The sequence below is a fragment of the Streptomyces sp. Y20 genome, from assembly GCF_043195475.1.
In the GTDB taxonomy this organism is placed as follows: Bacteria; Actinomycetota; Actinomycetes; order Streptomycetales; family Streptomycetaceae; genus Streptomyces.
The window spans coordinates 117999-138208 of sequence record NZ_JBIDDP010000005.1 but is presented as its reverse complement, the minus strand read 5'-3'; the positions used below and the strand labels follow the sequence as shown (position 1 = coordinate 138208).

Annotated in this window: 26 protein-coding genes and 1 pseudogene; 23 read left to right on the top strand and 4 right to left on the bottom strand. The window is 70.8% G+C overall.

All coding sequences use genetic code 11. From position 1 onward, the window contains the following. The first annotated feature begins 89 nt into the window (after positions 1–89). From ACGFT1_RS14875 to ACGFT1_RS14845, 7 genes are all read left to right on the top strand, one after another. Complete coding sequence (locus ACGFT1_RS14875; RefSeq protein ID WP_373909358.1) at positions 90–350, top strand: hypothetical protein; 261 nt, start codon at positions 90–92, stop codon at positions 348–350. 72 nt (positions 351–422) lie between these two features. After that, positions 423–1139, top strand: a complete 717-nt coding sequence (locus tag ACGFT1_RS14870) for a hypothetical protein (protein WP_373909357.1) — start codon at positions 423–425, stop codon at positions 1137–1139. Positions 1140–1217: 78 nt separating this feature from the next. Next, positions 1218–1991 (top strand): hypothetical protein, encoded by a 774-nt coding sequence (locus tag ACGFT1_RS14865; RefSeq protein ID WP_373909356.1) that lies wholly within the window; start codon positions 1218–1220, stop codon positions 1989–1991. Between the two features lie 13 nt (positions 1992–2004). Beyond that, entirely contained in the window at positions 2005–2292 is a 288-nt protein-coding gene (locus ACGFT1_RS14860) for a hypothetical protein (protein ID WP_373909355.1), read from the top strand. A 288-nt stretch (positions 2293–2580) separates the two neighbouring features. Continuing rightward, on the top strand, positions 2581–3471 hold the full coding sequence (locus tag ACGFT1_RS14855; protein ID WP_373909354.1) for an N-acetylmuramoyl-L-alanine amidase: 891 nt from the start codon (positions 2581–2583) through the stop codon (positions 3469–3471). Further along, positions 3471–3764, top strand: a complete 294-nt coding sequence (locus ACGFT1_RS14850) for a hypothetical protein (RefSeq protein WP_373909353.1) — start codon at positions 3471–3473, stop codon at positions 3762–3764. Before ACGFT1_RS14855 ends, ACGFT1_RS14850 begins: the two co-directional genes overlap by 1 nt. Beyond that, entirely contained in the window at positions 3761–4084 is a 324-nt protein-coding gene (locus ACGFT1_RS14845; RefSeq protein WP_373909352.1) for a hypothetical protein, read from the top strand. Before ACGFT1_RS14850 ends, ACGFT1_RS14845 begins: the two co-directional genes overlap by 4 nt. A 96-nt stretch (positions 4085–4180) precedes the next feature. On the opposite strand, the gene ACGFT1_RS14840 is transcribed toward ACGFT1_RS14845, so the two are convergent. Then, entirely contained in the window at positions 4181–4354 is a 174-nt protein-coding gene (locus ACGFT1_RS14840) for a hypothetical protein (protein ID WP_373909351.1), read from the bottom strand. A gap of 162 nt (positions 4355–4516) precedes the next feature. Between ACGFT1_RS14840 and ACGFT1_RS14835 the strand changes: the two genes are divergently transcribed. The 10 genes from ACGFT1_RS14835 to ACGFT1_RS14790 all read left to right on the top strand — a co-directional run bounded on the left by ACGFT1_RS14835 (position 4517) and on the right by ACGFT1_RS14790 (position 10927). Next, on the top strand, positions 4517–5755 hold the full coding sequence (locus ACGFT1_RS14835) for a helix-turn-helix domain-containing protein (RefSeq protein ID WP_373909350.1): 1239 nt from the start codon (positions 4517–4519) through the stop codon (positions 5753–5755). A gap of 143 nt (positions 5756–5898) precedes the next feature. After that, complete coding sequence (locus tag ACGFT1_RS14830) at positions 5899–6297, top strand: hypothetical protein (RefSeq protein ID WP_373909349.1); 399 nt, start codon at positions 5899–5901, stop codon at positions 6295–6297. After that, on the top strand, positions 6297–6830 hold the full coding sequence (locus tag ACGFT1_RS14825; RefSeq protein WP_373909348.1) for a hypothetical protein: 534 nt from the start codon (positions 6297–6299) through the stop codon (positions 6828–6830). Before ACGFT1_RS14830 ends, ACGFT1_RS14825 begins: the two co-directional genes overlap by 1 nt. Next, positions 6827–7228 (top strand): DUF6415 family natural product biosynthesis protein, encoded by a 402-nt coding sequence (locus ACGFT1_RS14820; RefSeq protein WP_373909347.1) that lies wholly within the window; start codon positions 6827–6829, stop codon positions 7226–7228. The genes ACGFT1_RS14825 and ACGFT1_RS14820 overlap by 4 nt, the downstream gene beginning before the upstream one ends. Next, positions 7225–7923 (top strand): hypothetical protein, encoded by a 699-nt coding sequence (locus ACGFT1_RS14815; protein ID WP_373909346.1) that lies wholly within the window; start codon positions 7225–7227, stop codon positions 7921–7923. Before ACGFT1_RS14820 ends, ACGFT1_RS14815 begins: the two co-directional genes overlap by 4 nt. Then, positions 7913–8473: a hypothetical protein gene (locus ACGFT1_RS14810; protein WP_373909345.1), complete on the top strand. Its 561-nt coding sequence runs from the start codon at positions 7913–7915 to the stop codon at positions 8471–8473. The genes ACGFT1_RS14815 and ACGFT1_RS14810 overlap by 11 nt, the downstream gene beginning before the upstream one ends. Positions 8474–8843: 370 nt before the next feature. Next, positions 8844–9257 (top strand): DUF6302 family protein, encoded by a 414-nt coding sequence (locus tag ACGFT1_RS14805; RefSeq protein ID WP_373909344.1) that lies wholly within the window; start codon positions 8844–8846, stop codon positions 9255–9257. Then, entirely contained in the window at positions 9247–9426 is a 180-nt protein-coding gene (locus tag ACGFT1_RS14800; protein ID WP_373909343.1) for a hypothetical protein, read from the top strand. The genes ACGFT1_RS14805 and ACGFT1_RS14800 overlap by 11 nt, the downstream gene beginning before the upstream one ends. Next, the gene (locus tag ACGFT1_RS14795) at positions 9423–9647 is read left to right on the top strand and encodes a hypothetical protein (RefSeq protein ID WP_373909342.1); all 225 of its coding nucleotides are present in this window, start codon (positions 9423–9425) and stop codon (positions 9645–9647) included. Before ACGFT1_RS14800 ends, ACGFT1_RS14795 begins: the two co-directional genes overlap by 4 nt. Before the next feature lie 176 nt (positions 9648–9823). After that, a complete protein-coding gene (locus ACGFT1_RS14790; protein WP_373909341.1) occupies positions 9824–10927 on the top strand; it encodes an NAD-dependent epimerase/dehydratase family protein in 1104 nt (367 codons plus the stop codon). On the opposite strand, the gene ACGFT1_RS14785 is transcribed toward ACGFT1_RS14790, so the two are convergent. Further along, on the bottom strand, positions 10928–11803 hold the full coding sequence (locus ACGFT1_RS14785; protein ID WP_373909340.1) for a glycosyltransferase family 2 protein: 876 nt from the start codon (positions 11801–11803) through the stop codon (positions 10928–10930). Between the two features lie 85 nt (positions 11804–11888). Between ACGFT1_RS14785 and ACGFT1_RS14780 the strand changes: the two genes are divergently transcribed. From ACGFT1_RS14780 to tgmC, 4 genes are all read left to right on the top strand, one after another. Next, complete coding sequence (locus tag ACGFT1_RS14780) at positions 11889–12623, top strand: transferase (RefSeq protein WP_373909339.1); 735 nt, start codon at positions 11889–11891, stop codon at positions 12621–12623. Positions 12624–12816: 193 nt separating this feature from the next. Then, positions 12817–13113, top strand: coding sequence for a putative ATP-grasp-modified RiPP (gene tgmA, locus ACGFT1_RS14775; protein ID WP_373909338.1), 297 nt, complete (start codon positions 12817–12819; stop codon positions 13111–13113). Next, positions 13110–14057 carry an ATP-grasp ribosomal peptide maturase gene (gene tgmB / locus ACGFT1_RS14770; protein ID WP_373909337.1) on the top strand — a complete coding sequence of 316 codons (948 nt, stop codon included), beginning with the start codon at positions 13110–13112 and terminating at the stop codon, positions 14055–14057. Before tgmA ends, tgmB begins: the two co-directional genes overlap by 4 nt. Then, a complete protein-coding gene (gene tgmC, locus ACGFT1_RS14765; protein WP_373909336.1) occupies positions 14054–15172 on the top strand; it encodes an ATP-grasp peptide maturase system methyltransferase in 1119 nt (372 codons plus the stop codon). Before tgmB ends, tgmC begins: the two co-directional genes overlap by 4 nt. A 61-nt stretch (positions 15173–15233) precedes the next feature. Here tgmC and ACGFT1_RS14760 read toward each other — a convergent pair whose 3' ends face one another. Further along, on the bottom strand, positions 15234–15491 hold the full coding sequence (locus tag ACGFT1_RS14760; RefSeq protein WP_373909335.1) for a helix-turn-helix transcriptional regulator: 258 nt from the start codon (positions 15489–15491) through the stop codon (positions 15234–15236). Here ACGFT1_RS14760 and xerC point away from each other — a divergent pair. Then, the gene (gene xerC, locus ACGFT1_RS14755; RefSeq protein WP_373909334.1) at positions 15491–17320 is read left to right on the top strand and encodes a tyrosine recombinase XerC; all 1830 of its coding nucleotides are present in this window, start codon (positions 15491–15493) and stop codon (positions 17318–17320) included. The genes ACGFT1_RS14760 and xerC overlap by 1 nt on opposite strands. Before the next feature lie 1098 nt (positions 17321–18418). Here the strand turns inward: xerC and ACGFT1_RS14750 are convergent. Then, positions 18419–18703 (bottom strand): annotated as a pseudogene (locus tag ACGFT1_RS14750) (PIN domain-containing protein); the annotation flags it as partial. A gap of 145 nt (positions 18704–18848) precedes the next feature. Here ACGFT1_RS14750 and ACGFT1_RS14745 point away from each other — a divergent pair. Further along, a complete protein-coding gene (locus ACGFT1_RS14745) occupies positions 18849–20153 on the top strand; it encodes a M20 family metallopeptidase (RefSeq protein ID WP_373909333.1) in 1305 nt (434 codons plus the stop codon). Positions 20154–20210 lie beyond the last annotated feature (57 nt).

Sequence of the window (20210 nt, the reverse complement as noted above, 5' to 3'; positions counted from 1 at the left end):
CGGGGCCTCCCGGGCCGCCGGGGATGGACTCCACCGTGCCAGGGCCGCCCGGACCACCCGGGTCTCCCGGAGCCCCGCCAGCCGCAAGCGTGGTCACCACCACGACCGACGGGCGTGCGACGTGGGTCTACACCCGGCCGTTTACGACGCCGCCGGTTATCAGTGCGCTTGCCGTCGACCCCGACCCGAATGACGCGCGCGGCCTGTTCGCGGTGCTGGAGACCGTAACCGCCACGCAGGCCATGGTGCGGGTGTGGCAGTCGACTGGAGTGGTCACCGGCGGTCAAACAGCGACACCGGCCGGCGCCGGGGTCAAAGTGCACGTGATGGCGGTGGGCACTCTCTCCTGATCAGGCTCGTAGACTCGTTCCGTCGACTGGTTCAGGGCCGGACTCCACCAACCTGAAAGGGTGTGAGTCCGGTTGCGCGCGTGTGCTGACGGCTCGTACTTCAAGATCAACGCGAATGGTGAGCTGACCATGGTCCCCGGCTCCGCTGGGCTCCGGGCGACCCTGACGTACACCCAACCTGGAAGTTACGTCTTCAAGAAGGCGGACTATCCGTGGCTCGCCCGCGTCCATGTCCGTGTCCAGGGCGCCGGCGGCGGTACGGCCGGCGCGAACGCTGCGACTGACCAGTGCATTGTGCGGCCCGGCGCTGCTGGTGGCGGTTACTCCGAGGCGCTCCTCGAGGCGGCCAGCCTCGGTGCGTCGGAGACGATCGTCGTCGGCGCGGGGGGCGTGCCCGGTACGGCGACGACGTCGGGCGGCACCGGCGGCAGTTCGTCGTTCGGCGGCTTCCTCCTGGCCAACGGTGGCGACGGCGGGCACGCTCTCCAGACGTCCGGTACGGCGCTCGACGTCTCGTCGGGTGCGAATGGCCCGCTCTCCGGCAAGGGCGACTGGAAGCAGGGCGGCGGCCCCGGCGGGCCAGCGATCCGGCTGAACGGCACGAACGGGGTCGGCGGCGCGGGCGGCGCATCCGTCATGGGGCACGGCGGGCAGTCTCGCGCGTACGAGACGGACGGCTCCAGCAGCCGTGGCGCCGGTGCCGGCGCGGGCGGCGCGGTGTCGTACGGCGGTGCCGTCGACGGCGCCCCGGGCGGCGACGGCCTCGTAATCATCGAGCTGTACGGCTGAGAGGACGGACTCGTGGCGAGGTGCCAGTGCGGAGGCGGCGACTGTTCGTGCGTCGTCCGCGGGGGAGAGAACGCGACGGTGACCGGCTCGGGCAGCACGCTCAACCCGTACACGGTCAGCGCCGAGACGAACTGCGAAGAGGTGAGGAGCTGCATCGCGGCAGGGCCGGGCGTCGCCTACGACCCGGCGACCGGCGTGATATCTGCCGACCTGGCCAAAGATGCCGGGAACAACCTGGTGCTGCGCCCGGACGGCGGCCTGTACGTGCCGACGGGCTCGGCCACGGTGAGCACCGGCTGTGGCTTGCGCGGCGACGGCTCGGGAAGCTCCCCCGTCGCGGTGAACACCAAGACGTGGCCGTTCTCCTGCGCCGTCGAGGATCGGGGCGGTGGGGTGTACTGCGGCAGCGACAGCAGGCTCTACAGTGACCCGCCGGTACGACAGAAGTACCAGGAGGCCAGCGTTGACGTCACACCGACATCGCCGCGCACGGTGGCCTCTGCGGAGACGACCGTGCAGACGGCCAGCCTGGTGCTGAGCAACCCGGACCCGTGCCGCCCCGCCAACGCCATCGTGTTCCGGCAGGCCGACGTCGACTTCACCCTTCCTGCCGACGGTGGCCAGGCGGCCATGGGCATTAACGGCGATGACCTGAACTACATGAAGAACACCGGCAGCACCTCGATGACGGCATGGCATGGGCAGCACAACGTGCTGCACAACGTCACTGTCCCGGCGGGCGGCACGGTGACTCTCACCCTGGACGTGACGCTCGCGCGTGGTGGGGGCGGCGCGACGTGGACTCGACTCCAGGCAGTCATCAGGGCGTGGCTGTTCTCGAACCCAACCTAGAAGGGGGCTTGCAGTGGACAAGACGAGGTACTACCGGCTCCCGAACGGTGACCTTGCCACGGTGACGGTGAGCGCGGGCATCACCTACGACTACCCGGAAGGCGCCGTCCCTCTGAGCGAGGAGGAATACACGCCGCTTCTCGCCGAAGCCGCGACACGTCAAGCCGAGCAGGTAGCCACGCTGGAGGCCGCGGATGCAGTGCGCGGGCAGACGGTCTACAGCGCGCTCGTCTCTTCGGGCATATCGCCGGACGTCGCTCAAATCCTGTCGGGATACACGCCTCCAGGCCGGCCGGGGTGATCGAGGTCCCGCCCGTGGAGGCGGGACCCCTAGAATTGGCACGCCGCATGGTTGAGGGCCTGGCTCGACTCAACACCCCTCGGAGGGGTTCATGGCGAGCTGCACGTGCGGCGGTGTCACCTGCAACTGCGCGGTGGGGGCGCAGGGGTTCGGCGTACCGAGGACGCAGTCGGGTTACACCCCGCAGTGGGGTGGTGAGGGCTGATGTCCTGGTGCCCGTTCGCAACGAAACTTGAGCTTCAGCCGGAGAGTGACGCGCAGCCGGCGATCACGCCGACCCAGTTCATCGTGCACAGCATCGTGGCGCCCTGGACGCCAGAGCGGACGTACGAGTACTGGCGCGACTCCACGAATTTGGAGTCGCACTTCGGGCTTGGCTACGACGGCAGCATCGCCCAGTACATCGGGACGCAGACCCGCGCCGACGCCAACGCGGCGGCCAACCGCCGGGCCGACGGCACGGGCGCCGTCTCGCTGGAGTCGGCGTCCAACCTCGACGCCTCGGACCCGTGGACGGACCAGCAGGTCGAGACGCTGATCCGGGTCGGCGTCTGGGTCCACCAGGAGCACGGCATCCCGCTGCGCCTGTGCCGGTCGGCCGACGACCCCGGCTACGGCTATCACCGCATGTTCGCGGCGTGGAACCCCAACGGCCACACCTGCCCCGGCGACGCCCGCGTCCGCCAGTTCCGTGAGGTCGTCTTCCCAGGGATCGTCGCGCGCGCCAACGGCCAGACCCAGCCCCCGAAGGAGGACACCGACATGCCCGCATACGTGAACCTCGGCATCGCCAAGCCGTACCGCCTCGACCCGGGGAAGTGGGACACGGTCGAGTTCACGACGGAGTGGGCCGACGAGGCAGGCGGCCACGCCCCGGGCGGCAGCACCTTCGTGCGCGGCGCAGCACGGTTCACCGGCAGTCTGAGCCTGGCGGTGAGCGGCCTGCCGGCCGGCCACGTCGTCCAGGCCCGCATGTCCGAGTACCTCGGCGACCAGCACGCCCTCGACCACCCGATCGACGAGATGGTGGGCACTCCCGGCGGCACGTACGGGATCGTGCCGCTGGTGAAGCGGCTCGGGAAGGACCGTGGTATGCGGGTGCGCCTGCTGAACCAGTCGGACACGGCGGTCACCATCACCAGCGCCGTGCTCACCGCGCTCATCTTCAAGGAGTCCTGATGCTTCTGCCTTCCCTGCTCCGCACCGGTGTTCCGCTGATCGCCGGCTGGATCATCGTGGCCCTGACCGGGCTGGGCTTCAGCCTGGACTCGAACACGGCGCAGGCCGCCGTGACGCTCGCCGTCGCCGGCGCGTACTACCTGCTGTTCCGGCTCGTGGAGCGGACCGTCGAGAAGATAGGCGGGCCGGCCTGGCTGAAGGGCGCAGCGGGCGCCCTGCTGGGCTGGGCGACCCCGCCCCGGTACCGGTCGACGGACAATGTCGGCGAGCTGTTGCGCCAGAGCCGCCCATGACCGCACAGCCCTCGCCCGAGCCCGGCGTCTACATCTCTGCGGTTCAGATGTACCAGGAGGTGCAGCACGTGTCCCGGCTGGTCTCCCGCGTCGACGGCAAGCTGGACGGCATCCTCGCCGACAGCCGGGACATCAAGGGCGATGTGTCGGATCATGAAGCCCGGCTCCGCGCGCTGGAGTTGGGCGAGACGCCGCGGCAGCAGCGGGACGAAGCCCGTCTCGCCTCGCTGGAGACCGGGCGGTGGCCCCTGCCGGCGATCGGTGCGCTCACCGGCCTTGCCGGTGTGGCGACCGGCGTCGCCGCCCTGATGCTCCGCTGACGGCCCCGAAGCCGGCCCCCGGCCCTTCCCCGCTCCGAGGGTCCGGGGGCCTTGCCATGCTGGGGCGCTGACCGGCGACGCGCGGGGCGGCGTGCTTCAGGCGGCCGGCTCGACGTCGCCGCGCGTGAGCGCTTCCCACTCCGCGAGCAGCTCGTGGTAGGTCTGCGTCCGCCAGCTGCTGGCGGGCTGTCGCATCAGGTGCCGTATGCGCTGGTTGATGTCGTCGAGGGCAGCGCGCGGCGGACCGTCGAGTCGGGGGCGGGTGGACATGCCGTCACCGTAAGGGCAGGGGGCGACAACGCTCGTAAGTGGGGCAGATGTTGCGGCCGGTACACGAAAGCCCCTCACGTCATGAAGACGTAAGAGGCTTCGCCGGTCCCGCCCGGCCCGTCCGGAGTACCGTGCCTAGTGGACGCTAGGAATGGAGCCAGTATGCCCCAGTGGAGCGACTACAGCACCGGCGAGCGCATCAAGATCCTGCGCGGCCGTGAAATTCGGCAGGCCGACCTCGCCGAATTGACAGGTCTCTCGATCGTCACCATTCAGAAAGCCGAGCAGGACAAGGCGCTTTCGTTGCCGACGCTGCTCGCGATCGCCGACGCGCTGAGCGTCGATACCTCGGTCATCCTCGGCCAGCAGGCGCCGCGGCGCGCGCTCGCCCAGGGCGACCGGAACATGATCCGCGAACTGTCGCGGGCGGTGCACGACACGGCCGCTGGCATCATCCCGGCCGACGTGGAGCCCGCGACGTTCGACGACCTCGAAGCCACCACGGCCCGCTGCTGGAAGTTGTACTGGGCGGGCCGGTACGCCGAGGCCGGCGCCGTCGCGGCCCCGTTCATCACCGCGGCGGCGGCGCGGCTGCACGACCAGCCCGACGGCGAACAGGCGCCGGCGTGGGGCGCGTTGTCGGACGCGTACCGCATCGCGGGGTACGTCGCGAACTTGATGGGTGCGCGCGACCTGGCGTACGCGGCGATCGGGCACTCGCAGACGGCGGCCGAGCGCGCGGCCGACGACATGCGCGTCGCGCTGGTCCGCTCGGGCCGGTCGTGGGTGTACCTGCGCGACGCGCGACTGCCCGAGGCCCTCAGCCTCGCCGAGCGGGCAGCGGCCGAGATCGAACCGCGGTTCTCCCGGGCGACCCCGGAGCAGCTCACGGCGTACGGCTCGCACGTCAACTTCGCGGCCGTGGTGGCGTCGAGGATGGGTGACAAGGACAGGGCCGCTGACTTCCTGTCGCAGTCGCACGCCACGGGCGCGCGGATGGGCCGGGAAGTACGCGCGCACGGAACCCTGTTCGGGCCGGTCAGCGCGGCGACGCAGGCCGTCGGGATCAACGTGGCCTTGGGGCAGACGTCGAAGGCTCTCGCGCTCATTGACTCGATCCACGACGTCTCGCCGCTAACGGAGGCCGCGCGGAACCGGTACTCCATGGATAAGGCCATGGCTCACGCGGACGCGAAGCAGTGGGGCCGGGCGCTGGACACGCTGGAGGCGACGTTGCGGAGCGCGCCGGATTGGTCCCGGCATCAGACGCTGCCGGGTGTCATCGTGCAGAAAGTCGGCAAGGCGTCGACGTCTCAGCTGCGGCGCGTTTCCGAGCTGATCGGGGTATCGCCGACGTGGTCGGGGGGATTCCTTCCGGCCACGGCGAAAACGGCCCTATAAAGGGTGACTGGTATGCAGCGGACGACTTTTGGGTGTTGAGTCGTCAGCCGTAGTACTGGGCGGACGACTTCGGGAATTTCCAGTTTCCGGAGTCGTCCGCCCGCTTTCTGTACTTCAACCGTGCGTAGCGAGACCGTTACGGCATGACGAGGACACTCGGCGAGACCATCAGGCGCCGCAACATCGCGGACGCCGCCGGCGGATTCCCCACCCGCGCCGCTGTCGTGCTCTACGCATGCATCCAGCCCGGCCAGCAGCAGCGCGACACCGTGCACGCGCTGCGCCAGTACGCCGAAGCGCGCGACTGGGTGATCGTGGGCACGGTCATAGACCACACGACGACGGCGACGCCCCTGGAGCACCGGCCCAACTGGCCGCAGGCGAAAGCCCTGATCATGAGCGGCCAGGCACGCGGCATCGTCACGACGTCCCGCCGCGCATGCGCGGAGACGACTGGTGCGCCTGTGCTGTCCCAGTGGCTCGACACCCATCACGCGTTCCTGGCCGAAACGACCCCTGTCACGGAAGGCGCGGTGCAGTGATGGGCGGATCGCCACAGCACGGCTCCGACGACGCCCGGCGGAGGGCCGCCGAGCGGTGGCTGCTGCGCGCGGCGCCGTCCGAGGAGACCGCGCTCAAGGAGTGGGACAGCGGTGTCGCGGTGCTCGTCGCCGGACATTCCTGGGACGCCGTCCGGGTGCCGTACCGGCTGCTCGATCCGACGTTCGACTACGACACCGAGCCCGAGGCGCTGCGCGTGTGCGTGACCCGGCTGCGTCTGGTCGGCCCGGCGTTCTGTGACCCGTACCGCCCGTACACGTACTTCCTGGTACCGCCCGGCAGCGATGCGCATTGGCCGCGCGAGGAGTTTGTGGCGGACGAGGTGGAGTGCCTGGGCGGCACCGAGCCGTACGTGCGTCACGTCGGCGTGCCGCGCGTCGACCGTGTGAAGCGGCCGGGCCTGTTCTGGCTGACGCCGCCGGACACGGTCGCCTTCCGGTACGTCGACCCCACGCACCTGCTGTTCGTGCTGCGCACCCACCGGCACGCGACCGCCTCGCAGGCCGTGCGATGACCGCGCCGGTCCTCGCCCCGCCGTGTGGGCCCGTCGACGAGCGCACCCTGCGTAGCCTCTTGAAGGCCGTGCAGGCGTGGACACCGTTCGACGGCGGGACCCTGCTCGATGACGCGGGCGAGGTCCTGGACGACATCGTGCCCGCCGGGGACCGGGTGGAGGAGCTGGCCGTACGGCTCCGCGGGCACCTGATGCGGCTCGTCACCATCGCGCTCGCGGCCCGGGCCGGCGACGACGGCCAGACGGCCGGGCTGATCCAGCGAGCACGCGCGATGCGGACCGAAGAGGTTCCCGGCGACCACTGGCGGGCCGTCGGGCACCTGCGCCGCATGGCGTGGACCGCGACCGAGTTACTGGAACGTCTGGGCGCCCTGGGGTGCCTGAAGGAGTACGCGTGATCACGTTCCCCCGACCTTCGGTGGACAGCAGGAGTGAGTGGGGCATCGTCCCGTTCGTCACCCACCGCAAGGGTGAGCATCCCGCACCGGCGGCGGATCTCCACGTGCTGACCAACCGGAACGGCGGTGTCGTCCGTCTGATGTACCGGGACGAGGACCCCAGGGACCGGCCGGTGCGTGATGTGCTGTGGGCACGCTGCTCGTTCAGCCACGACGACACCGGTATGCCGACCGGTGAGCCGATGTGGAAGTACCTGCATCCCTACCGGCAGATGATCACCATGCTCTCGGGCCGTTGCCAGATCTGCACGCGACCGGCGCGGACTCCGCTCGGGTGGATCTTCCTGGCCGGGCCGAAGGACCAGGACCCGGACGCGCCGCTCATCGTCACTGCCCAGCCCCCGGTGTGCCGCCGGCACGTCCGGATGGCGGCGGCCCTGTGCCGCCACATGGAGGGCAACCCGATGGTGTTTCTGGCCGGCAGCGCCCCGCTGTACGGCGTACTCGGCAGCGTCTACGGCTGGGGCCCGAACCGCGAGTTCACCGTCATCGAGGCCCCGGACGGCGCGGTGCGGTTCAACGATCCGCGGATCCCGACGATGCTGGCCTCGCAGCTGGTGCGCCGGCTGTCGTCGTTCCGGGTGCTCGACGTCGACGGACTGCTCGCCGCGCTGGAGGCCACCGATGCCCACTGACCAGGCCGTCACGGTCGACACGGAGTCGGCCCGCGCGGCGTACCGCGCCGTGCTGGAGGGGTACGCCGCCAGGCCCGGCACGGACCTCGACGACAGGTGCGAGCAGCTGACCGGCCACCTGCGGGCGCTCGCCGGGGATCTGCTCGGGCTCGCGCCCCGCATGCGGGGCGCCTACCGGGACATCGCCGTGCGCCTGATGGCGATGACCCACCGGCTGCTCGACGACTCCCCGGGAGCCGGCGACGACGCGCTCGTCTGGTACGTGTACGACGCCGCGTCCCTCGTCCGGTCCATGCTGACGCTGCGCGAGAGCCCCGGGCCGCTCGGCGATCCCGCCGACGCGGACGGCGTCGAGCGCGCCGTCCACGGCAAGGTCTGTGCCGCCTGTATGGAACCGATCCACCCCGGCGAAGGCGTCGAAGAGCTGCACCTCGCGACGTTGTCCGCCGGCTCCGAGCCCGCGTACCGGCACACCGACAGCTGCCCCGTCGTCGCCGCACGACGACGCGAGGCGTTGCAGGTGGTTCCCCAGGACCCCCCGGCGCTGTGACCGTGTCACGGCACCGGGGGTGCGGGCCCGGCTCGTCTGCTCCCCCCGTGGCGGATGGGCCGGGCCCGCTGAACCGGCCGACGCACGTCGTCGGCCGCCCCGTGGACTCGCGGCCGACCTGACCGGCTGAGAGCCCCCTTCAGAGGGTGACGGCGAATCGCCTCTGAAGGGGTGGCCCCCGCCGCGTCCGCGTGTACGGACGCGGCGGGGGCGTAAGACTTCCGCCGGCGTCAGACCTGCGCCGGGCGATCCCCGGCGGGGGAGGGCATCGAGTGTCCGGCGGAACGCCCGTGGCCGCAGTCGCCCGCAACAACCAACGGCCGCGTCGGCTGCGGCCACGGGCACCCCTATGCGCACGAGGAGAGAGAGCGTGGAGCAACACTCCATGGCGGTCGAAGTGCGGCCACCCGACCAGCGGGACGAGTGGCAAACGTCCTGGTACCGCGAGCGGCTGGCCGAGCGGAAGATACTCGAAGTCGCGGTCGTGGTCGTCGTCGGCGGCGCCGCGTTCCTGGCGGTGCCGTGCGGAGGAGGCCGCCGCGGCGGCTACGTATGCGCCGATGACACGGACGTGGTGTGGCGCCTGCGCGACGTGCTCGACCGGATCGACGGCTTCCCCGACGTGCGCGTGCGCTGGTCGACCGAGCCGGACGTCTGCCACGCCGTTGTGTGGGGAGATCCGTCGCCCGGCTTCGCCGACGACCGCAGGCGCGGCCGATTCTACGGATACAGCGACGAGGCGATCGCAGCGTTCGTGCAGGAGACGGCCGCCCGTGAACGGTGAGCGGCCGAGCGGAGACACCGATCCGCCGCGGCCCCTGGGCCAGCGCGCCGTGTGCGCCTTTCACCAGGCGTTCGGCCGGACGATCGACCTCTCCGACGACGGCCAGTGCTGGCGGTGCGTCGGGGCCCCGAAAGACATCATCGACAGTGGAGAGGACCGCGAGGAATGAGCAGCGACAGCGACCCGCAGAACACCTGGACTGCTCCGCCCGACCAGTACACGAGCATCACGATCAGTGCTCTTGGCATCCGCGTTCGAGCCGACGGCCGGACCGGGCTGGAGGCTTGGCAGGTCATCCGCCGCCGACAGCCGCTGCTCGCCTGGGCGGCCGCAGGGTACGTCGTGCTGCTCATCGTCGGCGTGGCCGGTCTCCTGGTGACCGTCCAGTAGAGCAGGGCCGCCCCGCGCCCGGCGGGCCAACTGCCCGCCTCCTGCCCCTGCATGGCAAGCCACCGCTCTGGGCCGGAGTCGGGCGCGCAGGCCTGCTGACAAGACCCGACGGACTCGCGCGCCGACCGCAGCTGCGTGCGTTCGAGTCGCACCCATCACCACAGACGGAGGACACAGTGCACGACACCCAGTTGAAGGACCTCGCCGGCCGGACCGTGCTGGTCACCGGCGGGGCCGGGCTGATCGGCAGCCGGATCACCAGCTACCTGCGCGAGGTCGGCGCCCGGCCGCTTGCCCTGTGCACGCTGGACGCCTACCCGCGAAACACCTACAGGGACCTGTTCGGCGTCGATCCGTCCGACCCGGACGTCATCGTCGGGGACGTCCAGAACCCGGCTGCGGTCAAGAGGGCGGTGGCCGAAGCCGACTACGTGATCCACGCCGCGGCTCTCGCCGACGTAGCCGCCTGCACCCGCAGGCCCATGGCGGCGATCCACAACAACGTCACCGGCACTCAGGTGGTGCTCGACGCGGTCGCGGCCTGCGAGCGGATCCGCCGCGTGGTGTTCGTCTCCTCGGCCAGCGTCTACGGCAACGGCAACCCCGACGACTGGGCGCGCCCCTGCGACGAATACCGGTCGATGAGGGCGTTACTGGAAGCCATCTACGGGCGGGTGCCGGCTCAGTTCCATGAGCACGCCCCGCTGCGGCCGATGTCCGTGTACGCCAACAGCAAGGCGTGGGGCGAGACGCAAGCTGCGCTCACGCTCGGCGCGGTAGGCACCTCGTACACGATCGTGCGGTACTTCTCCGTCTACGGTGAGCCGCAGGTGGTCAAGCAGAACAGCCACTCCTGGGTGGTGGCCTGGTTCGCCACCCGCGCCGCGCTGGGGCTGCCCCTGCACCTCAACGGAGGCGGCCACCAGGTCCGGGACCTGGTCCACGTCGATGACATCGCCGCCGCCACCGTGCGGGCTCTGCTCGCGCCCCGCGCCCACAACGAGACGATCAACATCGGCACCGGCACGCCGACCAGCATCCGCAAGGTGGCCGAGCTGGTCGCCGCCCGGTACCCGGGCTCCCAGCTGGTCGAGACGCCGATGCCGCCCGGTGACCCGCTCGGCGGGTACGCGGCCACTCACCGCATGGAATCGGTCCTCGGCTGGCGGCCGACGATCACCGTCGAGCAGGGGGTGGCCCGCTACGTGGCTTGGCTGAACCGGACCCCCGCAGCGATCCCAGGGTGGCTGCGCTCGGAGTCCGAAGCCGCGTCCGCCTGATCAGATGACCGGCGGCCGGCCCAGCCGGGTCATCCGCCACACCGTCGACCAGCGCATCGGCCGGCGGGGTGGGCACGGAGTACGCACCCCTTCGGCGAATCCGCCGAACCAGGCCCGCAGTCCCGCCGCCGACCGGGTGCGGACCACGGTCGCCACGGTCCAGACCCCCAGATACACCGGGACGAGGAGGGCGGGAAGGTGCCTCTTGGCGAGCCACACCCGGTTACGGGCCACCATGCGGTGGAAGACCGCGTGCCGGGTCGGCGACGTCCACGGATGCTGAAGCACCAGCTCCGGCGCATAGAGCACCTTCCAGCCCGCGTCCAGCGCCCGCCACGCAAGATCGGTCTCCTCGTGCGCGTAGAAGAAGGGCTCCGGCCACCCGCCGATCTGGTCCAGCATCCGCATGGACAGCCCGTGGCCGCCGCCCAGGAACGTCGTGACCAGCCCGCCCCGCATCGGATCGGAAGCACGCAGACGAGGGATGTGACGGCGCTGGGTCCGGCCTCGTTCATCAGCGATGCGGAAACTGACGATGCCCAACCGCTCATCCGCCGTGTACAGCTCCGCGAGCCGGGCGAAGACGTCCGGGCTGATCAACAGGCCGTCATCGTCCAGGTCCACCACCACATCGACGTCCCCGAACTCCCGCAGCCGGGCCAGGGCGGCGTTCCGACCGCCGGACACCCCCAGGTTTTCCGGCAGTTCGACGCCGGTCACCCCCTCCGGCAGGGCAGGCAGCGGCGAGCCGTTACCGACGACCACCACCCGCGCGGCGGCCGTGTCCTGCCTGGCGACCGACGCAAGCAGGTCGGCAAGTTCGGTGGGCCGCGTGCCCATGGTCAAGATGGCGACGCCTAAGCGCGGGTGACGCACGGATGAACTCCACGTTCCTCGGTTCCGGTGCCGCGATGCTAGCGGCCCAGGAGCCGGCCACCGACCACCTACCGGAAGGCCCCTCATGCCCACCCTCCGCCTCGGCGACTTCGTCACCGCACCGACCAGCGGCATGCTGGCCGGCACCCCCTACGAGCAGATGGAACAGACGGATCTGGCCGACTTCCTCGAGCGCTGGGAGAGCTGGCACACCCAAGCCCTGGCCCTGCTGCCGCACCGCATCCACCCCACCGCCCAGATCCACCCGACCGCGATCATCGGCGACGACGTGATCATCGGCCCCGGAGTGCGCGTGTGGGAGTTCTCCACCGTCCGAGCCGGAGCCGTACTGTGCGCCGGAGTCCGTATCGGCTTCAACTGCGAGGTGACCCGCACATTCCTCGGCGAGCGGACCATCCTCGGCCACCGGATCGGCGTCAACCGAACCGTGGTCGGCGCAGACGCCCACCTGTCCGCCAACGTGACCGTCGCGGCCATCAGCCTGTGGAGCCCCCACATGAGCCGGCCCGAACGGGAGATCGTGCTCCGCGCGCCCGGCGGCCTGTACCGGTGCGGCACCCCGCAGTTCGGCGCGCTGATCGGCGACCGGGTGCAGACCGGAAACAACATCAGCCTCGGCCCCGGCGTGGCCGTCGGCCGTGACTGCCGGATCGCCAGCGGCGTCACCCTCGCCGCACGCACCATCCCCGACCACAGCGCCGTCACCGCCCCGCATACCGCCGAGGTCCACGTCCGGCAGCGTCCCGCCCAACGCCCGAAGAGCCCGTCCGCCTGCGACACCACCTCGGCCTGCGGGTAGCCCGAGACAGTGTCGGTTCCTCGATCGCTTCGCCCTCCGGGATGCCGGCGGCTACGGGAGCATCCGGTTCGAGTCCGGACGAGGAAACTGCCAGCGGCGCGGACATCGTTGGCGCCAAGCTGGTTCGCAAGTCAAGGCACCAAGCCCGCCGCCCCTGCGGGCTCCTCCCATCACCGCGACCTTGAGGAGAGCTATGTACGTGCACTCCGACCGACTGCCCACGAGCGCGCCGGTCCCGCAGGGAACCACTACACCCCGGCCGTGGGGCGTCAGCCGCATGCAGCCGTACCCGACCATGGCGCCCGAGTACGCGGGCGTCCGCCTGGACCCGGCCACCCAGACGGCCGTCTTCTTCGACGGCAACGGACACGTGATGGAGATGCCCGGCCACGGGACCAGCACCGGAACGAGTCCCTCGACCGGCACCAGCCCCGACGGACAGGGCCAGGGCAACACGGACTCCGACACCGGCAGCGACAACGACCAGTGACTGACACACGTCCGGTGTTGGTCGTCACCAGCCTGCACGACCCCACCGCCGACGTGGTGATCCGCGAACTGCACGACCGGGGCGTCCCGGTCGTGCGGTTCGACTCGGGGGACTTCCCCGCATCACTGTCGGTGGACGCCGAGATCACCGAGCACGGGATCGAGGGCTGCCTGAGCACGCCGTCCCGGACCGCCGATCTCGCGCGCGTCCGCGCCCTCTACTACCGCCGGCCGACCGGCTTCGCGTTCCCGCACCTCGACGAGCAGGACGCACGGTTCGCTGTCACCCAGGCCCGGTACGGACTCGGCGGCGTCTTGGCGTCCCTGCCGGGCTGCCGCTACGTCAACCACCCGCACCGCATCGGCGACGCCGAGTTCAAGCCGTCCGGGCTTGCTGCCGCCGTCGACGCCGGCCTGCGGGTACCGCCCACCCTGATCACGTCCAGCCCCGACGCCGTCCGCGAGTTCGTGAAGAGGCACGGCTCCGTGATCTACAAGCCGTTCTACAACCCCATCTACCGCGTCGACGGCGTGTCGAACGTCGTCGAGATCGCGGAAGTGTTGCAGGAGGACATCGGGGACGGCGTCGCCGGCACAGCGCACCTGTTCCAGAAACGCGTACGGAAGGTGGCCGATGTGCGGGTGACCGTGATCGGCGGGGACGTCTTCTGCGTCCGCATCGACTCCGACCTGCTGGACTGGCGTACCGACTACAGCCGGCTGACCTACACGCCCGTGCAGCCACCGGCCGAGATCGAACCGGCGCTGTACCGGTACCTGGAGCGCTTCGGGCTCGCCTTCGGGGCCTTCGACTTCTGCGTCACCGAAGACAGCCAGTGGTGGTTCCTGGAGTGCAACCCATCCGGCCAGTGGTACTGGCTGGAGACCGAAACGGGTCTGCCGATGTGCGCCGCGCTCGCGGATCTGTTGGAGAGGAAGACGTGACCGACCAAGCAGAACTGCACCGGCAACTGATCGACACGATGACGACGAACGGCAGCCTTCGAAGCCCGGAGTGGAGGCGCGCCGCCGAGGCCGTCCCTCGTCACGAGTTCCTCCGTGGCGGGTACTTCCGGGCGGTGCCAGGGTCGGCGCCCACGGCGTGGGAGGCAGTCCACGAGAACGACGCCGGCTGGCTCGCTGGCTGTTACGCCGATGAGTCGCTCGTCACCCAGATCGCGGACACGATCGTGCCGGCCGACATCCGCGGGCAGATCATGCGGCAGCCGAGCAGCTCCAGCACCCTGCCCTCACTGGTGCTGCGCATGCTGGAAGACCTACAAGTCGGGCCCGATTCCCAGGTGCTGGAGATCGGCACCGGCACCGGGTATTCGACAGCGGTGCTGTGCGCGCGGCTCGGCGAGGACGCTGTCACCTCCGTCGAGTACGACGAGCAGGTGGCGGCCTGCGCCCGGGAGGCCCTCGGGCGTCTCGGGGTGTACCCCACGCTGGTCGTCGGTGACGGCTTGCTCGGGCACGGCGAACATCAGCCGTACGACCGGATCATCGCGACGTGCGGCGTGCGGAGGATTCCCGGCGCGTGGGTCGAGCAGGCCCGGCCGGGCGGCTTGATCCTGGCGACCGTCGGTGGCTGGCTCGGCGCGTCCGAACTCGCGCGGCTGACGGTGGGGGAGGACGGCACGGCGTCCGGGCCACTGCTGGGGGACGAGGTCAGCTTCATGCTGGCCCGCCCCCACATGCCGCCTCCGCTCGGCCTGCTTCCCGATCTCAGCGACGGCACCGAGCGGGAGACAGCCGTCGGCGCTGACGCGCTGGCCGACTGGGTGATCCGCTTCCTCGTGCAGGACGTTGCCCCGCGGGCACAGCGGCTCACGCTTCACCGCGACGGGGCGCCAGAGGAAGTACTGATCGACACCGAGCTGGGCGCCTGGGCCGCGCTCCGCCAAGACGCCGGCCGATGGATCGTCCGTCAAGGGGGACTGGCGGCGCTGTGGGATGCCGTCGAGGACAAGATTGCCCGTTGGCGTGCTGACGGGGCGCCCGACAGGGAGAAGCTCACCGTGCACGTAGGCCCTCAAGGGCAGTCCGTCCGCTGGTAATCGAGCCGGCACCGGCCCCGGACACGGTTCGCGACGGTCCGGGCGCCGGTGGCCAGCCGCGTCAGGCGGCGTCGCTGTCGCCGGCAGCGGGCGCGGCGACATTGAGAACGCGGCGCAGGTCGGCAGTCACGACGCGGAAGTTCCTGGTTCCTAGCCGGACGATCTTGCAGGGGAAGTTGTCCTCGCGCGCGAGTTTGTACGCGAACGTCTTGCTGATGTTCAGAGCGCGGGCCGCCGTGTCGATGTCGATGGCGGGGGGCAGGCCCAGCAGTTCGGCCGTCGTCAGGGGCTGGGCGCCAGCGGCGTCAGGTTCTGTCATTGCCTTCTCCCGTTCCGATCCCTCCGCGCACTGCGCAAACTGCGCGGCCTACTGCGCACACTACGACACGCCTTGATACGGCACAACACGGGAAGTACCTTGAGCGCAATCGACGACCGCGCGGCAGGGCCCTGGCCATGCCGTTCGTCGGTGTGGACGCGAACGGTTCGGGGTGGCGGTCGCTCGGGCCGGTGGGGAGGACCATGATGGCCGTACGACGGGCCGGTGGTATCACGCGGCGCTGTGAGTGCCGCGGCGAGGGGGGCCGCCGGATCGGCGCCGACTGTCCGCTGTTGGCGAAGAAGAACCACGGCAGCTACCAGCTCAGGCAGGAGCTGCCGCTTGCGGCCGACGGCGCGCGCCGTACGTTCCGCCGCACCGGCTATGCCACGGTCGGCGCTGCCCAGTCCGATCTCGACAAGGTGCGCGCAATCCTCGACCTGGTCGGTGACGACGAGCACTACGGCCACCAGGTGAGCGACCTGCTCGCCAAGGTGCAGGCTGAGCGTGACGACATACCCGACGCCGCGGATGTGAAGCGGCGCCTGGCCGGCGGCGTCGCACTGCACAGCGATATGACGGTCGGCGAGTGGCTTGATGCCTGGCTGACGGCGAAGAAGACGGCGCGGCGGACGACGAGCGGATACGCCTCGCACATCCGTGTGCACCTGAGGCCGGGCCTGGGCCGGTACCGGCTGGACCGGATGACCATCGGGCACGTCCAGGCGTTCTTCGACGGGATCGATGAGCAGAACGAGGTGATCCGCGCGGAGAACCGCGCCCGCAGGGAACAGGAGGCGCGCTGTAGGTGGGGCAAGCCGGGGGCGCCGCCGGCTGAGGTGTCGGCCCGGCTTGCGGCCGAGCGAGTGAAGTTGACGTCCATGCCGCCATACCGGAAGGAGACGGGGCCGGCGACGAAGCAGCGGATCCGGGCGACGCTGCGGGCCGCGCTCAACGCGGCCATCAGGAAGCAGCTCATCACCTTCAACGCGGCGGAGTGGATCGAGCTGGAGAGCGGGAAACGGCCGAAGGCGAAGCTGTGGACCGCGCGGCATGTTGAGCAGTGGCGGCGCACGGGTGAGAAACCGAGCCCGGTCATGGTGTGGACGCCCGAGCAGCTCGGTGTCTTCCTCGACGAAGCCGAGACGTCGCGCTTGTACGCCTTCTACCACCTGATCGCGTTCCGAGGACTGCGCCGTGGCGAGGGCGTCGGTCAGGACTGGGTGCATGTCGACCTGGATGCGGGCGTGATCGTGCCGGCACGAAACCTCGTCGTGGACAACTGGGAGGTGTTCGAGACGGTGCCGAAGACGGAGGAATCCGCGACGGCCATCGCCCTCGACAGCGGGTCCGTGGCCGTATTGCGTGAGCATCGGCAGCGGCAGCTCGCCGAGCGAGACGACTGGAACCGGCGCGCGGCCGAGGACCGCGCGGCGGGGAGGGACACGGTGGACTGGGTGGACACGGGGAAGGTGTTCACCGACCTCGACGGGACTTGGCTGCACCCAGAGCAGGTCAGTGAGGAGTTCCGCCGGATCGTGGCGCGGGCCGAACTGCCGCCCATCAATCTGCGGGACTTGCGGCACGTCGCGGCGACCCTCGTCCACGCGGGCGGAGGCGACATCTTCGCGGTGCAGAAGACGCTGCGGCACACCTCCGGGCAGCTCGCCATGGAGACGTACACAGAGCTGCTGGAGGAGGTTGACCGGGGTATCGCGGAGAGAGCGGCGGGCCTGGTCCCGCGGCGACGCTCCGCCGCGGCCGGGCCTGCCGTCGAGGACCAGGGCGTAGTCGACGAGCCCGATGGCGATGCCGGCGAGGCGGCGTAGCGCGCTCACGCGAAACCCCCGCGACCGGAGTCAACGGGGGTTCGCGCGCCGCGAGCTATGCTCTTGGCTGTGGCCTCTTAGGAGGCTCGACCGGTGTCCTCATCTGGAGCCCGCTTGCTGGCCGCGGGGGGCTACAGATGGGGGCCCCACAACGGCGTCACCCAGATGATCAGCACGTAGGCGAGCAGGTGCCCGCCGGCGGTGACTGCCAGGTCCATGAGGGCCTTCCGCATGATCGCCTTCTCCTTCCCGTGAGTAGGTACAGGGCCTGCCGGTGAGGTGCTTGGCCTCCCTCTCCCTTAGGTGTGTGGGTCCTCCGCCGACGTGCCTCCACTCTCGGGCCATGGGGCGATGCCCCACTACTGCCTTTAAATCTCAATTTGGTCACAGACGGATGCCGATTCTGCCAAAATTGGACGGTGGCGTAGCGGTCTGCGGCCGCGCCGTTCCGCAGGGGCGTCTGCCCGGCGCCGTGGCACAGGCGGACCATCCGTCGGACGGGTAACGTCCTTGAGGCTAATGTCCTGACATTAAAGGGTTGATCCGCCCGACCTCGGCCGTCTTTCGCAGCGAGGGCCAGCCGGCCCCCGCCCCCGCTGCCCTCGCGCCGCGTACTCGCCAAGATCGGCTTCGCCCAGACCTGCCCGACCGGTTGTCCAACATCCATGGCAAACAGCCCAGATCCGGTGTCAGAGGACAGCGAAGGCGCATCGTGAAGGGGCTCGTCGCCGCAGGTGGAGAGCCCCTTCTGCTCGCCCGGTGCTCGCCCGAAGGCCAAGCAAGTCGGCGTCACAGGGCGAAACATGAAACAACAAGCGCGGTACGCTCCAAGCTGTGAGACCGCTACTGACCTGCACTGGAAGGAACTGCGCGACGCAAGACGCAAAACGGCGTCATAAGCTATGGAGGATCGACAGCGGTCTCATAATCCGTCGGCCGTGGGTTCGAGTCCCACCCGCCCCACCAGACGCAGGTCTGAAAGGCGTTCTGCCCTGCGCGAGCGTCTCACCGAACTCGCTGAGCCAGGCAGACAGTTCCGGCAGATCGAGGCCCGGGTCGCTGACGGTGCGGGCCGTCGCCGCCACGGCCCGAGGCCGATCAGTTCTTCAGATCGATCATCCGCACCGGCTGCCCGGTCGTGCGGGCGATCGTCTCGAAGTCGCGATCGTAGTGGAGCAGGGTCAGCCCGGCCTCTTCCGCAGCGGCGGCGATGAGCAGGTCGACGGGCCCCGCACCGCGGTGCTCGCCCTTGGCGGTGAGCATCTCCTGGACGACGCGTGCGCGCCGGTGGATGCCCTCGGGCATGGGGCACCAGGTGTAGTGGACCTCCAGCGCGCGCTTCACGTGCTCCCGGTCCGCCGCCGAGCGGGCCGAGTAGAGGAGGTATCTGCGGCCCCCGTGGCCCGGAGGCCGCCGGGACGGTGCGGTGGGGCCGGGGCGTCTCTACGGTGAACGGGTACCGCCTCTTCGTGAGGCCCTCTTCGCGGGCCGCGCCGGCAGGGCCGGACCCGAAAAGGAGAACGGTCACATGCCACCTCCGCCACTGACCCCGCCCCGCAGGCCCGATGCCCCCGCCCCTTCCGGCCCGGACCTGCCCGGCCCGGACCTGCCCGGCCCGGACCTGCCCGGCCTGCTCGGCGCGGCGCGCCGGGCGGCCGGCGACGCGGTCGCCCTGCGCCGCGCCCTGCACCGCACCCCGGAGACCGGCCTGCACCTGCCCGCCACCCAGCGTCTGGTCCTCGGCGCGCTCGACGGCCTCGGTCTGGAGATCCGCACCGGCCGCGCCCTGTCCTCCGTGACCGCGACCCTGACCGGGGCCGCCGACGGCCCGACGGTCCTGCTGCGCTCCGACATGGACGCGCTGCCGGTCACCGAGGACACCGGGCTGCCTTTCGCCTCGCGGACCCCCGGGCTGATGCACGCGTGCGGGCACGACGCCCACATGGCGATGCTGGTGGGTGCCGCACGGCTGCTGGCCGGGCGGCGTGACGCGCTCGCCGGGCACGTGGTGTTCATGTTCCAGCCCGGCGAGGAGGGCGACCACGGAGCCCGCCACATGATCGGGGAAGGGGTGCTGGAAGCGTCCGGCGGCCGGGCCGACGCGGCCTTCGCGCTGCACGTACAGCCCACCCTCCCCGCCGGATCGGTGCGGCTGCGCCCCGGACCGCAGATGGCGGCCTCCGACCGGTTCCGGGTCCTCGTCCGCGGGCGCGGCGGCCACGCCTCGGCGCCGCACACCACGTGCGACCCGGTGCCCGTGGCCTGCGAGATCGTGCTCGCCCTCCAGACGGCGGTCAGCCGCGGCCTCGCCGCCGACGACAGCGCCGTACTCAGCGTGACCCGGCTGGAGGCGGGCACCGCCCCCGGTGTCATCCCGGACACCGCGGAGCTGGGCGGCACCGTGCGCACCCTGTCGGGACGGACCCGGCGGCGGCTGCACGAGGCGATCGCCCGGGTCGCCCACGGGGTGGCCGCCGCACACGGAGCGAGCGCGGAGGCCACCGTCACCCCCGGCTATCCGGTCACCGTCAACGACGCCTCCTTCACCGAGTTCGTCCTGCGCACCGCCGGGGAGGCGCTCGGCACCGGGGCGGTGGGTGTGCTGCCGGCCGCGCAGCTGACGGCGGAGGACTTCTCCTACGTCCTCCAAGAGGTCCCCGGCGCCCTCGCCTTCCTCGGCGCCTGCCCGCCGGACCTGGCCCCGGACGAGTCCCCGTCCCTGCACTCGTCCCGCATGCGCATCGACGAGGACGTCCTCGCCACGGGCATCGCCTGCGAGGCCGCCGTGGCCCTCGCCCTCCTCACCGGCCGCGGAGCCCGGCCGGCCCGGTGACCGCGCCCGCCACCGGTACGGCGAAGCCGAGCGCGCCGTACGGAACGGTCCTGTCCG